Origin of the sequence: Hymenobacter sp. J193, assembly GCF_024700075.1 — a bacterium.
GTDB lineage: Bacteria > Bacteroidota > Bacteroidia > Cytophagales > Hymenobacteraceae > Hymenobacter.
This window is the reverse complement of the sequence record NZ_JAJONE010000001.1, coordinates 900354-916396: the sequence shown is the minus strand read 5'-3', so window position 1 is coordinate 916396 and position 16043 is coordinate 900354. Positions and strand designations below refer to the sequence as shown.

14 protein-coding genes are annotated in these 16043 nt (G+C 58.2%); 5 read left to right on the top strand and 9 right to left on the bottom strand.

What is annotated here, in order from left to right; translation table 11 throughout:
- Positions 1-118 precede the first annotated feature (118 nt).
- Together LRS06_RS03885 and LRS06_RS03880 are read left to right on the top strand one after the other, a co-directional pair.
- Complete coding sequence (locus LRS06_RS03885; RefSeq protein WP_257870272.1) at positions 119-256, top strand: hypothetical protein; 138 nt, start codon at positions 119-121, stop codon at positions 254-256.
- Positions 253-1965, top strand: coding sequence for a sodium:solute symporter (locus LRS06_RS03880; RefSeq protein ID WP_257870271.1), 1713 nt, complete (start codon positions 253-255; stop codon positions 1963-1965). Before LRS06_RS03885 ends, LRS06_RS03880 begins: the two co-directional genes overlap by 4 nt.
- A gap of 143 nt (positions 1966-2108) precedes the next feature.
- On the opposite strand, the gene LRS06_RS03875 is transcribed toward LRS06_RS03880, so the two are convergent.
- The 8 genes from LRS06_RS03875 to LRS06_RS03840 all read right to left on the bottom strand — a co-directional run bounded on the left by LRS06_RS03875 (position 2109) and on the right by LRS06_RS03840 (position 11521).
- Complete coding sequence (locus LRS06_RS03875) at positions 2109-3029, bottom strand: DUF2911 domain-containing protein (protein WP_257870270.1); 921 nt, start codon at positions 3027-3029, stop codon at positions 2109-2111.
- A 67-nt stretch (positions 3030-3096) separates the two neighbouring features.
- Entirely contained in the window at positions 3097-5286 is a 2190-nt protein-coding gene (locus LRS06_RS03870; protein ID WP_257870269.1) for a hypothetical protein, read from the bottom strand.
- Between the two features lie 261 nt (positions 5287-5547).
- Positions 5548-6099 carry a hypothetical protein gene (locus LRS06_RS03865; RefSeq protein WP_257870268.1) on the bottom strand — a complete coding sequence of 184 codons (552 nt, stop codon included), beginning with the start codon at positions 6097-6099 and terminating at the stop codon, positions 5548-5550.
- Entirely contained in the window at positions 6020-6721 is a 702-nt protein-coding gene (locus LRS06_RS03860) for a hypothetical protein (RefSeq protein ID WP_257870267.1), read from the bottom strand. The genes LRS06_RS03865 and LRS06_RS03860 overlap by 80 nt, the downstream gene beginning before the upstream one ends.
- Positions 6722-6857: 136 nt before the next feature.
- On the bottom strand, positions 6858-7457 hold the full coding sequence (locus LRS06_RS03855; protein WP_257870266.1) for a hypothetical protein: 600 nt from the start codon (positions 7455-7457) through the stop codon (positions 6858-6860).
- Between the two features lie 109 nt (positions 7458-7566).
- Positions 7567-9399 (bottom strand): ABC transporter ATP-binding protein, encoded by a 1833-nt coding sequence (locus tag LRS06_RS03850; protein ID WP_257870265.1) that lies wholly within the window; start codon positions 9397-9399, stop codon positions 7567-7569.
- A 124-nt stretch (positions 9400-9523) separates the two neighbouring features.
- On the bottom strand, positions 9524-9982 hold the full coding sequence (locus tag LRS06_RS03845; protein WP_257870264.1) for an energy transducer TonB: 459 nt from the start codon (positions 9980-9982) through the stop codon (positions 9524-9526).
- 54 nt (positions 9983-10036) lie between these two features.
- On the bottom strand, positions 10037-11521 hold the full coding sequence (locus LRS06_RS03840) for a sodium:solute symporter (RefSeq protein ID WP_257870263.1): 1485 nt from the start codon (positions 11519-11521) through the stop codon (positions 10037-10039).
- 274 nt (positions 11522-11795) lie between these two features.
- On the opposite strand from LRS06_RS03840, the gene LRS06_RS03835 reads away from it, so the two are divergent.
- On the top strand, positions 11796-13259 hold the full coding sequence (locus tag LRS06_RS03835) for a T9SS type A sorting domain-containing protein (protein WP_257870262.1): 1464 nt from the start codon (positions 11796-11798) through the stop codon (positions 13257-13259).
- An 84-nt stretch (positions 13260-13343) separates the two neighbouring features.
- Here LRS06_RS03835 and LRS06_RS03830 read toward each other — a convergent pair whose 3' ends face one another.
- On the bottom strand, positions 13344-14360 hold the full coding sequence (locus LRS06_RS03830; protein ID WP_257870261.1) for an MBL fold metallo-hydrolase: 1017 nt from the start codon (positions 14358-14360) through the stop codon (positions 13344-13346).
- A 93-nt stretch (positions 14361-14453) separates the two neighbouring features.
- Between LRS06_RS03830 and LRS06_RS03825 the strand changes: the two genes are divergently transcribed.
- Both LRS06_RS03825 and LRS06_RS03820 read left to right on the top strand, forming a co-directional pair.
- Entirely contained in the window at positions 14454-15107 is a 654-nt protein-coding gene (locus LRS06_RS03825; protein WP_257870260.1) for a hypothetical protein, read from the top strand.
- Positions 15108-15193: 86 nt separating this feature from the next.
- Positions 15194-15925, top strand: a complete 732-nt coding sequence (locus tag LRS06_RS03820) for a Bax inhibitor-1/YccA family protein (RefSeq protein ID WP_374679416.1) — start codon at positions 15194-15196, stop codon at positions 15923-15925.
- The last annotated feature ends 118 nt before the right edge of the window (positions 15926-16043 follow it).

The window sequence follows — 16043 nt, the reverse complement described above, 5'->3', positions numbered from 1 at the left end:
CGTCATTCAATGCCCTGAAGTTGGCTCCCAAAAACAGAGGCGTTGCCTTGGCCTGGTCGTTTATCAGAGGAAGGTCCTTCGCGCCGCTCAGGATGACAGCTTAAACAAACCCACAGAAATGCCCATCAACCCACCGCCCCCTTCCGACAAACCGCCTTTGCTGCCTTCGTGGCGGGCCTGGTACTGGCTGGTGCTGGGGGCGCTGGCGGTGGAAGTGGCCTTCTTCACGTACCTCACTCGCAGCTTCGCCCCATGAGTTTCCTCGACTGGCTAGTGCTGGGTGGCACGCTGCTGTTTATTGTGGGCTACGGCACCTGGCGCACCCGGCGGGCGGGCAACTCCCTGGATGGCTACCTGCTGGGCGGGCGGCAGGCGCGGTGGTGGGGCGTGGGGCTGAGCATTATGGCCACCCAGGCTTCGGCCGTCACGTTTCTGAGCTTGCCCGGCCAGGCCTACGCCGACGGGATGCGCTTTATCCAGTTCTACTTCGGGCTGCCCCTGGCCATGGTGCTCATTGCGGTGGTGGCCGTGCCTATCTACAGCCGGCTGGGCGTGTATACGGCCTACGAGTTTCTGCAAACCCGCTTCGATAGGCGCACCCGCACGCTGGCGGCAAGTCTGTTTTTGGTGCAGCGGGGCTTCAGCAACGGCCTGAGCTTATACGCCCCGGCGCTGGTGCTGTCGGCCATATTGGGCTGGGATACCACGCTCACGGTCTGCCTGCTGGGCGCGGTCATGATTACCTACACCGTGAGCGGGGGCACCCGCGCCGTCACGGTCACGCAGCAGGGGCAGATGGCGGTTATCTTCACCGGCATGGTGGTGGCGGGCTATCTGCTGGTGCACTACCTGCCAGCCGGTGTGGGCTTCACGGATGCCCTGCACGTGGCCGGCCGCATGGGCAAGCTCAACCTCGTCGATTTTAACTTCGACTGGGAAAACCGCTACAACTTCTGGACCGGCATGACGGGCGGCCTGTTTCTGGCCCTGTCTTACTTCGGCACCGACCAAAGCCAGGTGCAGCGGTATCTGTCGGGGCAGAGCATTACGCAAAGCCGGCTAGGCTTGCTGCTGAACGGGCTGGTGAAGGTGCCCATGCAGTTCGGGATTCTGCTGGTGGGGGTGCTGCTGTTCGTGTTCTACCTGTTTCAGCCGGCGCCGCTGTCCTTCAACCGGCCGGTGTACGAGCAGGTGCGCCTGAGCTCCGCGGCAGCCCCCGAAATGGCGCGGCTGGAAAAGGAATACGCCCTGGTACAGCAGGCCCAGCAGGCAGCCGCTACGGCCCTGGTCGCCGCCCGCCGCGCCCAGGATGTGCCTACCCAGGCCTGGGCCGAGCAGCGCCTGCAAACCACCCAGGCCGCCGCTGCCGGCCTCCGCTCCGACTGGAAAGCTCTGGTCCAGCGCACCGCCCCCACTGCCGACGCGAAAGACACCGACTACGTGTTTCTAAGCTTCGTGCTGCGCTACCTGCCCCAGGGCGTGGTGGGGCTGCTGCTGGCGGTGGTGCTGAGCGCCGCCCTGGGCAGCGCCAGCAGCGGCCTCAACTCCCTCGGCTCCACTACCGTCATCGATTTGTACCGCCCGTTCACGCGCCGCCCCCCGGCCCTCTGCACCGATAAGCACCTGGTGCGCGTGTCGCGCGGGGCCACGGTGGGCTGGGGGCTGCTGGGCATCGGGTTTGCCCTGTTCGCGGCCCGCATGGAAAACCTGATTCAGGCCGTCAACATTCTGGGGTCTTTGTTCTACGGCACTATCCTGGGCATTTTCGCGGTGGCCTTTTTTCAGAAGCACGTGCACGGCCGGGCTGTGTTCTGGGCGGCCGTGGTGACGCAGGTGGCCACGCTGCTGGCCTTCTGGCTAACCGACATTGCCTACCTTTGGTACAACGTGCTGGGCTGCTTTCTGGTGATGGGACTGGCGGAGCTGGGGCAGCGGGCCTCACCCCCCGGCCCCCTCTCCCGTTGAGAGGGGGGCTAGGCGCCCGGCCTGCGCGGATACTGCGGCTCGCGCCTTCGTAGCCGCTACCGCTTTCGAGCGTTTTCAGGCATAAAAAAAGCCCGCTTCCTTTTTTAGGAAGCGGGCTTTTTTGCCGGGTAGGGGCGACTGGCTTACAGCTTACCGTCTTTCTTGGCTTGTACCATGAGCTGGTCGTTCATCACGGCGTAGTCGTTGTTTTTGGCGTCGAGGGCCAGCTTTTTCGACTGCTCGGCGGCCGTTACGGCGCCTTTATAGTCTTTCATTTTCAGGCGGATTTTTGCCTCCGTATGCACGTTCCAGAACTTAGGTTCGTTGGCGTTGGCTTTCTGCATCCAGGCCAGAGCCTGCTTCAGGTCCTTGTCGTTGTCGTAGTAGTAGGCCGCGGCAGCCGCCAGGTCGTTGGCGTTGGGTGAGGCATTCTTGACCACCTTCTCGTCAATCTGCGCCATCACCTTGGTTTCTACATCCGAGGAGATTTTGAACTTAACACCCGTCAGCTCCCACTCCATGGCTACGTTGGCGGTAGCGGGGGTAAGGTCGGTGAAGTTGATGGTGAAGGTTTCGACTTTGCCTTGCTTGGGAGCCGTGATTTTCTCGGCAATCAGGCTAGGCAGCATGTACGACTTCACCGTGAAGCGAGCCACGTCCTCATCGTCCTTGAAGGCATCCACATCGGCGCCCTGCTTGGTGCTTTTGTTAAGTACCACAATCCACTCGTTTTTCTTGGGGATGGTGTAGATGCCGTACTCGCCGGCCGGTACTTTCTTGCCTTCCACCGTCACGTCGTCCGAGAACTTGATGCTGGTGGTGGCGTTAGCCCCGGTGCGCCAGCGCTTGTCGTAAGGCACCAGCCCGCCAAATGCCTTGCGTCCGCGCAGGCTGGGGCGGGAATAGGTAATGGTAACGTCGGTGAGGCCCACGCGCTGCTGGATGGTGCTCTTGGGCGAAGCGGCGGGCGTGCTCAGCTGAGCCTGCACGGCCGAAGCTGAAAACAGAAACGCGCCGGCCAAAGCGGTGCCGGCCAGCAAAGTGTTACGGGAAATAGCGTACATGGAAGCGGGTGAAGTGGGGTTGATACGGGGTAAAAGTACGGCTTTCGGCCAGATGCTTGCCCAATAACTATTGACGCAACTGAACGAGCAGCGGCGTTTCCGAGTGCAACGGACGCGTATCGGGCGTGCCTAGTTGCGCCTTTTTGTTTTCGCCCCATCCCCACAGGGTTCCGTCGCGCCGAATGGCTAGTGTGTGGTTGCTGCCGGCTGCCAGGGTGTGCCATCCAGTTGGCTGCTCAATGCGAGTGGGCTGTTGCTGGAAGCCGTAGGTTTCCGGTCCTAATAAGCTGTTTTCCTGCAGCCCCCACGCCCACAGCGACCCATCTGTACGAAGGGCCGTCACGCCTCGAGAACCGGGTGCCAAACTTTGCCAATCGGTGGCGGTGCCAATCCGGGTTAGGGCTGATTTCCCTTCACTGGTACCATCGCCCAACTGGCCGAACTGATTGTCGCCCAACGCCCAGAGACTACCATCGGCGCGGAGCGCATAAAGGGTGCTATGGCCGGCTTCAACCCACTGCCATTTGGCTTTGCCACCCATAGGTGTCGGCAGGTTTATTAGATTGAAAGGGTCATTCTCCCGGCTGGATGGTACGGAACCCCATACCCATAAGCTACTATCCTGCCGGATGCCAGCTGTGTAAGCATAACCGGCACTGATCTGTTTCCAATCAGAAGCGGTACCTACCTGAACCAGGCTATTAGTCGTTTTGGCACCAGCTCCTGTGCCTAGTTGGCCCCGTTCATTAGAACCCCACGTCCACAGCGTACCATCTTGGCGGATAACGGCTAAGTGTTCGGCTCCAGCACTTACACTTTGCCACTCGGAGCTCTTACCTATGCGTTTTGGTAATAAATCATCCCTATCATAGCGCATGGCTGTGCCAGTGGCCACAAGAATGGTCTGGGCACCACCCTCGGCGTCGGTTGTATCTACTAAGCTGGTTGTAGCCGGCTCATGAAAGATGGAGTGGGTTCCCCAAGTGTAAAGTGCACCATCCTGCTGAATACCCGCATTAAGATGCTCAAATCCGGCACTAATATTTTTCCAGGTAGAACCGGCGGCTATCCTGGTAGGCACCGAGATGTCTTTAAAAGCCATAAATCCTAGCGAGCCGCCAGAACTTCCTCCCCAACCCCAGAGCGAACCGTCTTGTTGAAGACCCAATGAAAATTCTCTGCCAGCCTCAATGGCCACCCAAGTAGTAGCTGGGTGCAAAGGCACGGGAAGAGGCTGATAGTTGGTACGTAATGCCGGACTCCCAACTTGCCCGAACTCGTTGTCACCCCAGGCCCAGAACGTTCCATCGGTGCGCGTTCCAAGTACATGCGTATTTCCGGCTGTTACCCACTGCCAGTTGGTCTCTTCTTCAACCTGAACCATCACCGGCTTAGGTTTTTCAATTGTAGTTCTTTCGTACTGCCAGAGGCTTCCGTTCTGCCGGACGGCTACTAAGCGTATATTATTTTCTGCCGTTAGCGCCGCACATTTCCAGCCAATTTCTTGCCCTATCCGCTGGGGCGTGTTAAGTTCTTTTGGGTTATTGATGAAGCCCCAGGCCCATAGGCTACCGTCCCGGCGAATCGCGACGGTTGACATCCAGCCAACGTTGGCATAAACCCAGTCGGAGGCGTCCCCAATTCGTTTGGGTATTTTCCGACCGATCTGCGTTCCGTCGCCGAGGGCACCATGAAAATTGCCACCCCAGGCCCAGAGGGTACCATCCTTGTGAATACCTACAATGTGGCTGGCGCTGGTGCTGATGCTCTGCCAGTTGGTACTGGTGCCAACACGAGTAGGGGCGGGCAGGGGCCTGTCGCTCATCGGTCCCTCGCCCCAAAGCCAGAGTGAACCGTCTTGTTGAATGGCCACGGTGTACTCACCGCCTGCGCTTACCTGCTTCCAGTTAGTAGAAGTGCCAATGCGCGTTGGGATCAGCAAGGGGCGGGCCATGCTATTGGCCAACTGCCCATTACTATTGCTGCCCCAGGCCCAGAGCGAACCATCCTTTCGGATGGCAACGGTATGCCTCTCGCCGCAGCTTACCTGCTGCCACTGGTTGTCGGAGCCGATTCGAACAGGCGTTAGCCGGTTAATGCGAGTTCCGTCACCTACTTGGCCAGCATCATTATGCCCCCAGGCCCAGAGTGAACCATCGGAGCGCACAACGGCCGAATGCTCCTGCGCCAGCCCTAGCAATGGAAAAAAGAATAACCAGACAAATACTAGAGAGAGTGAGCTAACTGGCGTCCGCATATAAGCAAAATTGGAAGAGACGATTAGGGAGTGTAGAAGAACCCGTAAGTAAGATAAGCTGTAAGAATGCCCTGCACAGATGCAGTTGAGCCTATTCTACTGTAAACATAAGGAGAACAGACAAGCGACACACCAGCAGTATATGCAGTATATGAGGAAGCGGGAAAGCGACGCGAAACCACTAGTCCAGCCTTCGGAAGCCATACCGTTAGCACAGAAAAGCAAAAAATTGACCTAGTAATCAATGGTTTTGCGCCAGCCTCAGGCTACTTCCCTATCAGCAAGCCAGCCAGGCGGCACAACCAGATTGTCAGCAGGAAGCCAGCTGAGCAAGGTTTGCCGTGCTTCGGCATCTGGCAGGTCGGTCAGTGCCAGGTAGTAGCAGTCCTCTACGGAAGTATACAGCAACAGCCACTCCCCAATCAATTGCAGACGGTAGAAATCCATCCAGCGGTAGTACACCGTCTTGCCTGGCCATTGCACTTCCACGCCCTTAGGGCGCACCAGGTACCCCGTTGGGTGCAGGTGGGCCGCAAACTGGCGGTAGGCTTTGCGGTATTCCCACCATTGGTGAAGAAGGCCCAAGCCGGTAAAGATGGCAGCCAGCAGCGCCCACCCCAGCCATTTCTTCGGCCCGGCCGACCAGGAAATGATACCAGAGGAAACAGTAAATGTGAGCCACAGCTGGACTTTCTTTTTCCAGGAGTCGGACGTATCCGGCTTGCGCAGGCGGTCAGGGTTGCGCTGGTGCTGCTGCGTCTGGTGAATCAGCTGATATTCGGCGAAGGTGGGTGGTGAAGAGGGCACGTTCATATAGCTCCCAATAACGGTCTTGCCGCCCGGTTATCAACTTAATTCCGCGTCCCATATAGTTACAGGCAAGCAAATCCATTACCGCCATCACGCGACTGGCCTGGGCATGCTGATCGGGCCTAATGGCAAAGGGCTGCGAATCCAGTTTTTGATGAAGTTGACTGATCAGGGCTGGCATCGGCGTCACGCCCGGCAGAGTGGGCTCATGCAGTGGCGGAGCATCCATCAAAGCAGAAGGTTCTCCTACTACCTGCTCAATTAATGTATGCGTAATAGCCGTTATATAATCGTCTAGCTGATGATTATCAGAGGTTGGTGGAATCCCCGTCGGCAGCCGAAAACGCTGAGAAGGGGCAGTGTCCAGCCAGGCAGGCATTTGCTCAATATCCTGGTTGATAACGTTGATCTGCTGCAGCTGACTTAGCTGGTGCGGGGTGAAGGTAACGCCGTGCAAACGAGCTACCCGTTGTACCGCGGCCGCCAGCAGTCTAGGGTAGCCGGTAATGTAGGTACGCTGGCTGGCATCAATATGAATAACGGCACGGTTGCCAAAATGAGCGTGTATGCCATCATCACTCAGACTATAAGGAGAGAAAATGGCGCGTGGCACGGGCTCGGCCATTGGACGTGATAACTGCGCCCCGCAGATCAAAAGTAGAATCCCCGCCAAGGGACCAAGATCGGGCAGGGTGATAGCAGAGCGGCGGGTACGATAGTTTGACTACGCAGGCATTAGCTTATCACGTTAATGATAGATGTTAGCGTTTGTTTTCCTGATAATTAGTGATGAAGTTGATCCGCCGATGCCCGGTGGCTACTATCAACTCAACCATAGCCATAACGTGCTTGGCAGAAAGACTCTCATCCGCTCGTAGGGCAATGAACAGCGGCTTCATGGTAAGAGCTACACCGGTTGCTTTGCCAATGGTCAGGTATTGCCGCAATTGGGGAGCTGGAATACCTTTGGGAAAGGCATATTGCTCAGCCGCAGAAGCGGAAAGCCAGGCTGGCAGGCGGTGAATGTCCTGGCTAATGAATGGTAGCCGCTGCATCTTGTGTAACTGAGCCGGGGTGAAGCGTATACCGTGCTGTTGCGCCACGGCCTTGATTACGGCCGTTTGTGTTTCCTGGCCTTCTACTGACAGATAACAGCGGTTTTGGGCATCGAGGGAAATCAATAGTACTTTCCCAGGTGGCGGACAGTTCATGTTTGTGGTTTGAGGAACCATAACTGTCGGCAACGGTGAGGAAAATTTGGATGTCAGCAGACAGAACCCGCTGAAAGGCAGTAGAACGAAGCCCCATATTCCCAATGCAGGAATGGTAAATAAGGGGCGGCGGGTACGATGGATATACATAAGGCAATAGGTTTCTTGCCTAACGCGCCTCTACTAGCTTTAATATGCCATAAAGCAAAAAGGAGAAGCCGAGCTTCTCCTTTTTGCTTTTCCTAAACTGCTCTGCATCCTACGTTAGCTCAAACTGGAGCTTCAGCAGATTGGCGTAGAGGCCGTTTTCGTTGTCGCTGAGCTCCTCGTGGGAGCCTTGCTCCACGATGCGGCCGCCGTCGATAACCAGGATTTTATCCACTTTGCGGATGGTGCTCAGGCGGTGCGCGATGATGATGCTGGTGCGGTTCTGCATGAGCTCGTCCATGGCCTGCTGCACCAGCTTCTCGCTTTCCGAGTCGAGGGCCGAGGTAGCTTCGTCGAGGAGCAGGATAACGGGGTTTTTCAGGATGGCGCGGGCAATGGCCACGCGTTGGCGCTGCCCGCCCGAGAGCTTAATGCCCCGCTCGCCCACCACTGTATCCAAGCCCTCGGGGAAGGAGCTGATAAATTGCCAGGCATTGGCCCGCCGGGCGGCGTCGATAACGTCAACGTCGGGGGCACCGGGGCGGCCGTAGAGGATGTTTTCGCGGATGGTACCGCCGAACAGCATGGTTTCCTGGGGCACAATGCCGATGTGCTGACGCAGCTCCGTCAGATCCAGGGAGTTGATGTCGTGCCCATCAATGCTAATGTGGCCGGCACTGAGCTCGTAGATATGCATTAGCAGCTGCACAATGGTGCTTTTGCCCGCGCCCGAAGGCCCCACCAGCGCCACTTTTTCCCCGGCTTCGATGCGGAAGCTGATGTCCTTGAGCACCGGCAAATCGGGGCGGGTAGGATAGCGGAACTCCACGTGGTCGTACGCAATGTTGCCGCGCAGGCGCAGGGGCGGCACATTAGCGGGGTGCGGCTGGTGTACCGGCTCGGAGGTTTCATCCAGGATTTCCAGCAGGCGCTCCGAGGCACCCAGGCTGCTTTGGATCTTGCCGTACATCTCGCCCAGCCCGGCCACCGAGGCACCGATGAACATGGTGTAGAGGATGAACGATACCAGGTCGCCCATGTCCAGGTGGCGCGGGTCGGAGAGGGGCAGCTCCACGTAGGTAGCGCCGCGCCAGAGCACCAGGAAGATGCCTCCGAAGATGGCCACGATGATAAATGACACGAAGCCCCCGCGGTACAAACTCGATTTCAGGGCGGCCTGCACCGTGCGGCTTAGGCCTTCACCGTAGCGCGCTACTTCGTGCTGCTCGCTGGTAAACGCCTTAACCGAGCTGATGCCCTGCAGCGTTTCCTCCACGATAACGTTGGTTTTGGCCAGCTCGTCCTGGGTTTGCTTGGCCAGCTTGCGGATGCTGCGTCCGAACAGAAACGCCAGCAGCACCAGCGGCGGAAACGTGGCCAGCATAAACAACGACAGCCGCCACGACTCCCACATAATGAAGGCCACGCCGGCGAGTAAAGTCAGAATCTGTCGTAGGAACTCGGCCAGCGTGAGCGTAAACGTGTCCTGGATGTTGGCTACGTCGGAGGTCAGGCGGGAAGTAATTTCGCCTACCCGGCGCTGCTCGAAGAATGGAATGGGTAGCGTGACGAGCTTCTGGTAGAGCGTGCGACGGATGTCGCGCACGGTGAACTCGCTTACCCGCGAGAAAAAGTAAATCCGGAAAAAGGAAAAGATGCCCTGCAACAGCACTACCCCGAACAGCACCAGCGCAATGCCGGTAATAGTCTTGGGCACGAAAGTCGGCAGCGCGGACGTCTGGTGGTTGGCAATATTGACGATGTAGCCCAGCATTTTGGGCATCACCATCGTGGATACGCTGCTGAGCAGCAGCAGCAGCAGGCCTGCTATAAAAAGTGCCTTATACGGTAGTACAAAGCGGAAAATCCGCAGCCCGCGTTGGAAGTTTTCTTTGGTAAGCTTGACCTTGGGGACGTCGGCCCCCGACTGGCCACTGGTATTCATTCCGCTTCTGGCTGCCATTCTACTGGATTAGAGCTTAGATAGGAGAACTGAGAACTTAGATTTTTGACTGGTGCCTCACGGCCGCTAAGCTCTGGGTTCTCACTTCTAGGTTCTAAAGACTCGTTTACTCAAATTTTACTTTACCCTTTTCAATTTCCAGGTTGGCGGCCGAGCCGAAGGTGAAGGGCAGCTGCACCGGCATGGCTAGGGTTTCGCCTTTGCGCTTGGCCGGCAGCCAGGCGGGCATCATCTGCAGCACGCGCAGGGCCTCGGCGTCGCACTCCGGCGTAAGGCCCTGAATGATGTGCGGATCCGTTACGCGCCCGTCGGCCTCCACGCGGAAGCCCATCAGCACCTGCCCCGTAACGCCCTTAGCCCGCGCGGCCTCCGGATACTGGATGTTCATCTGCAGAAATTCGCCCAGGGCCTCGGCCCCGCCCGGGAACTTGGGCAATACATCGGGCCGGTTGGCCGAGGAATGGCGCGGCACGCCCCGCTGGCCAGGTTTCAGCACCGTGGTTTGCTGGGCCTGGGCCACTTGGGCCGAAGCTACGAGCAGCAGGATGAAGAACAGATGTTTCATGGCAGGTAGGGCAAAACGCGGCACAAAGGTACACCGACTTACCCTAACCACCGGCTACCCGGCGGGGTTCAATTCGGCGACTTGGCGCGGGCGCGAAATAGCCAGCAGCCCCAGGAAGGTAATCAGCCCGTTGAGCATCAGAATCTCGAAGCCAAACTTGTAGTCCCACCATGCCACGGAGTGCTCGTTGATAAACCACGTCAGGAGCGGGGCTACTATGCATACGGGCAGCACCAGCTTATCGTGGAGGCCGCGGCGCGTGAAGATGCCGAAGGAAAACAGCCCAAGCAACGGCCCGTAGGTGTAGCCCGCCGCCTTAAACACGGAGGTGATAACGCTCTGGTCGTTAATGGCCCGGAAAATCAGGATGATGATGATCAGCACGATGGAAAAGCCGAAGTGCGTGAGGTGGCGCAGCCGCTTCTGGCGCTGCTCGTCGTACTGCTGGATGTCGAGCATATCCACGCAGAACGAAGTGGTGAGGGCCGTGAGGGCGGAGTCGGCGGAGGCATAGGTGACGGCAATGATGCCCAGGATGAACACGATGCCCGCGAACAGGGAAAAGTGGTGAGTAGCCAGCAACGGAAATACGTTGTCGCCGATGACCTTGCCGGTGTCCGGGTTCATCGGCAGCTGGATGCCCTTGGCGGCGGCAAACTGGTAGAGCAGCACGCCCAGCGACAGGAAAAACACATTCACTACAACAATGGCCAGCGTAAACCAGAACATGTTTTTCTGGGCGTCGGGCAGGGAGCGGCAGCTCAGGTTTTTCTGCATCATGTCCTGGTCGAGGCCCGTCATGACGATGGTGATGAACGCGCCCGAGGCAAACTGCTTCCAGAAAAACTTGTCGTCGCGCGGGTCGGAAAAGTAAATCTGCGACATCGAGCTTTCCTTCACCGTTTTCACCAGCCCGGCAAAGCCCAGGTTCAGCTCATCGGCCATCAGGTAGATGCTCACGCCCACGCACAGCAGCATGGCCATGGTCTGGAAGGTGTCGGTCCAGAGGATGGTTTTCAAGCCGCCCCGGAAGGTGTAGAGGTAAATCAGCAAGATGCTGATGGTGACCGTGACGGCAAACGGCACGCCCAGCCCGTCGAACACGGCCAACTGCAACACGCCCGCCACCAGAAACAGCCGGAAGGCCGCGCCCACGGCCCGGGAAATCAGGAAAAACAAGGCCCCGGTTTTGTAGCTCCAGAACCCAAACCGCTGCTCCAGGTAGGTGTAGATGCTCACCAGCCGCAGCCGGTAGTAAAGCGGCATGAGCACGGTGCCAATCACGAGGTAGCCCACAATGTAGCCCAGCACCACGGCCATGTAGCTCCAGCTTTGGGAGGCCACCATGCCGGGAATGGATATGAACGTGACGCCCGACAGGGAGGTGCCAATCATGGCAAACGCCACCATGTACCAGGGCGCGTTGCGGTTGGCAATGAAGAACGACTCACTCGTGGCCTTGCGTGAGGTCAGAATCGAGATAATGATGAGAACAACGAAGTAGCCCGCAATCAGGCTAAGTACGAGGGTAGGGGACATGAGCTGGGCGGTTAGCTTTTGGCGGTTAGCTGTTGGTAAGAGGGCCAGGCAACACTCAACCGAAAAAGGATAGCAAAGCTACTATTCCCAAGGCAGGTTCGCATAATGGGGTATTTCATCAGTGGATTCCATAGAAGAAAACGGATATCAAATAGGGGATTTGTCAGCAATAACTCAGGTAGGCGGCTATATTGCAGACAGTTATTGCTTATGGCGCCATGGCTCCCCTGCTTGATGTAGCGCACCCATCATTTCACTTTCCTATCTATTTCGCATGAAACAAACAGTACTCGCTTTATTGCTTTTCGGCGTGGGCGTCGCTCAAGCGCAGGCCCAGGTTCCCGCATCCTATTTGCCGCCGGTGCCTTCACGACAGGCAGGCCTGCCCGCGGCTAAACTTAGTGGCCAGGTTCTAGGCACTGCTCTTACGGACCCGAACGTCAACCACATGGAGTATACCTGGGATGGAGCCAAGGGTACCTGGGCGTTGCCGCCGGCCAAAATACAGGTGGAGCGGGATGCCAAAGACCGGATTACCCGCATCACCAATATCGACTCCCTGACCGGGGCACCCAGAGTGCGTAATATCTATACCCATGATTTCGAAGGCGTTCCAGGTCAGGTTGAAGTAATTAGCCAGTGGGTGGAAGATGGTCAGTGGATGAACTATTCGCGGCATCAGATTACCCCCAACCCGAAGGCCACAGGCGGTTTTTATTACGCTCACAGTGAGTCCAGTGAGTACTGGAAAAACGGCGCCTGGGAGCCTTGGTTTAAAATAGCGTCTACCCTGGATGAGCATAGCAACCCGGTAGCCGTTGACGTCACTCTCTGGGAAAACGGTACCATCATAAAGCTGGAGAACTGGAGCGTACAGTACACTTACGATGCCAGCAACCGCGTAACGGAGATGGTGAGCAAATGCTTGCTTGGAAAGGAGAAAGCCCTGTACCAGGAGGAGAAAATACGCTATACCTATACCGGCGCCGCTACTTCCTACACGGATAGAACCGCGTACAACACCTACCACAGCAGTGGGGTGGTCACGTCTGAAACCACTTATCAGGCCCACCAAGAAATGGATGCGCAAGGCCGGCCGGTGCTGGCTGAGGTACGGGACTGGGACAAGGCCACGCAAAGCTGGATTGTCCGCAACCGTACCGTACACTCCTACAGCACTGGCACCACTACCCGTGAACATCAGGAAAGGAAAGATGGCAGCCTGGTGGATGTAATCCGGTTTGTTACGAAAACCGACGACAAAGGCGATGTAGCTGAGAGGATGGTTTATACCCCGGCAGGTACTGGCTGGAAGCTGGTTAATGGTTCCTACCGCTACGTGCGGCGCTACAACGCCCAGAACCAGCTGGTGCAGGAGGTAACGCAAACCAATACCGAGCAAGCTCCCGAAGTATTCACGAATGCTACGATGAATACCTACATGCTAGGTACCGCCTTGGCGGCGGCCCCGCCGAAAAAGCTGAATGCTACCATCGCCCTATACCCTAATCCAACGGGTGCCAACGCCTCGCTACAGCTTACCGGATTGCGCGGAACCGAACCGGTACAGGTGGAGGTGTTCAACAGTGTAGGGCAACTGATGCAGCGCCACCGGATAGCGCCTGCTGGTGGAGTTGGCACCTGTCTGTTGCCGGTGCAGCAGCTGCGCAGCGGCGTGTACACCGTGCGGCTGAGTACCAGCGCTGGCACCAGCATGCAGCGCCTGGTACGACAATAATCCGCTTCTCTTCGGAACTATACATCCTGAAAACGCCCTGCCATATCCGGCAGGGCGTTTGGCGTTTCGGTGTAAGCTGCGTACTTACTCCCAGTTTTGCCAGGGCATCACCTCACCCACGGCCGGGGCGTGCAGCTCCCCGCGCAGCATGCCGCCGGCCGCCACCTGCTCCAGGGTGCGCAGGGGCTCGGAGGCCGGCTCGTCGCTGAGGTCGAAGGTGCCGTGGTGCATGGGTACCACATGGCCGGCGCGCAGGATGTTGGCGGCTTTGGCCGCTTCGTGCGGGTTCACGTGGCTCAGCTGCATCATGTAGCCGGGCTTATAGGCCCCAATGGGCAGCAGCACCACGTCCAGCGGCCCGAACTGCTTTTCAATCAGCGCGAAATGCCCGGCCATGGCGGTATCACCGGCGAAGTAGAGCGTGCGACCCTCGGGCAAGCGGAGCAGGAAGGAGCCCCACAATACCTGGTTCATATCGGTGAGGCCGCGGCGGTGCCAGTGCGAGGCGGGCAGGTAAAACAGCTCAAACGGCGCCTCCGAGCCCAGGTCGAACGACTGCCACCAGCCGGCTTCCTGGACCGGCAGCGCCGGGGCCATACCGCGCAGCAGCCCGGCCATGCCCAGCGGCCCGAAGGCCTGCAGCTGCGGGTTCTGCCGGGCCACCAGCTTCACCGACTGCTCATCCAGATGGTCGCGGTGGCCGTGGCTGAGCAGCAGGTAGTCGAGGCCAGTAAGTTGCTCGGGGTGGCAGGGCAGCGGGTGGCGGCGGCGCAAACCCAGGGAGGAGAACAGCACTGGGTCGAAGAGCAGGGTGCGGCCAGCTACGCGCAGCAGAAACGAAGCGTGCCCCAGCCACACCAGCCCATCTTCCCGGCTTTCGAGAAAACCGGTGCAGTCCACCACGGCGGGAACCCAGGTATCGGCTTTCTTTTCCTCCTTTTGCGGGTTCTTGCTCAGCTGCCATTTAAGGACGGTGCCGAAGCTGGGCTCATACAGCGCCTCCCCGTTGCAGTATTCGCGCCCGATCATCTTGTTGCCGGGGTACTGGGGCAGAATAGTGGGCAGAGCGGGGTTTCGGACAAAGCGCGGGGAGGAAGCCATACACAAAAGTGAAGAGAAATTCCCCGGCTTGTGCCGTACCCGTAGCCCGGGCGCCCCGGAAATTTTGTATCTAGCTTCCCTATTCTATTTCCGATGGCCGAGCTACGTACCTATCAGTCCTTTCCCACTTCCGAAGCTGCCTACGAGCTGCTCATGCTGCTTCAGGAACACCAGATTCCCTTTGAAACTGTGTATGAGCGGCCGGGCTTCAATGCTATTCTGGGCAATTCCCACAACAGCTCCTGGCTGAACGTGCGGTTACACCCAACGGATTTTGCAAGGGTCCGCACCCTGGAAGAAGCCGCCAGCCAGCCCGAGGTAAGCGGGCTGGCTCCTGACTGCTATCTGCTGCATTTTACTGATAATGAGCTGTTCGACGTGCTAACCAAAGCCGACGAGTGGAGCAGCTACGACGTGACGCTGGCCCGCCAGCTGCTGCGTGATCGGGGCCACGATGTGTCGGCGGGGGTGATGGAGCGCCTGCGCCGTCAGCGCCTGCATACCCTGGCCCGGCCCGGGAAAAGTCAGACCAGTTGGATTGTGGCGGGCTACCTGATGGCCTTGCTGGGTGGGCTGCTGGCCATCTTCATCGGCTGGCACCTCTACTCACACCAGAAGCTGCTGCCCGACGGCACCCAACGCCTAGCCTTCATTGCCTCCGACCGCCAGCACGGCCGCAACATTCTGGTGCTGGGCTGCCTGTCGGCCGTGGTATGGCTGGGGCTGGGTTTGTACGTGGGGTATTAGCGGCGGCGGTTTGGTAGAACCCGCAACTTCCCGTAAGTTGAACCGGGCAACAATGCCCATTTTTCACTTCTATCTTTTTTACCTGTATGGATCAATTCATACCCGAAGAGCAACCCGAGCAGCAACTCGTCATCAGTGCTGAGGAAGCTGCCCAGGTGCAGGCCTCGTTTATGCAGCAAGTGTACACCTGGATGGCCGTAGCCCTGGCCCTTACCGGCGGCGTGTCCCTGTTCGTGGGTGCTTCCCCGGCGGTGCAGGAGCTGGTATTTGGCACCCGTTTCGTGTTTCTGGGCCTGGTGCTGCTGGAGCTGGTGGTAGTGGGCTTTCTGTCGCGCAACGCGTTTGAGTGGTCGGTGAGCAAAACCACGGCGGCCTTCGTGGGCTACGCGCTGCTCAACGGCATCACGCTGGGCGTCATTTTCCTGCTCTACACGGCCGATTCCATAGCCTCCACCTTCTTCGTCACGGCCGGCACGTTTGGAGTGATGAGCCTCTACGGCTACTTCACCGGCACCGACCTGTCGCGCTGGGGCAACCTGCTCATGATGGGCCTGCTCGGACTTATTATTGCCTCCGTGGTCAATATCTTCTGGCTGAACTCCCTGCTCTACACCATCACGTCCTACATCGGGGTGCTGCTGTTCGTGGCCCTCACGGCCTACGACACGCAGAAGGTGAAGAGCCTGGCCTTTCTGGGCTACGGCGAGGAAGACAACAGCACAAGCCAGAAAGCCGCTGTGCTGGGCGCCCTCACGCTCTACCTCGATTTCATCAACCTGTTTCTGTTCATCCTGCGCATCTTTGGCCGTCGCCGGTAGCACAGCAAGCTTGCCTCTAAAACAGCAGCGGCTTCCGAGGTTTCGGAAGCCGCTGCTGTTTTTATCTTATAAGTCCTGAAGACTGCGAAAAAGGAAAGCAAATCAAGTAAAAGCGCAG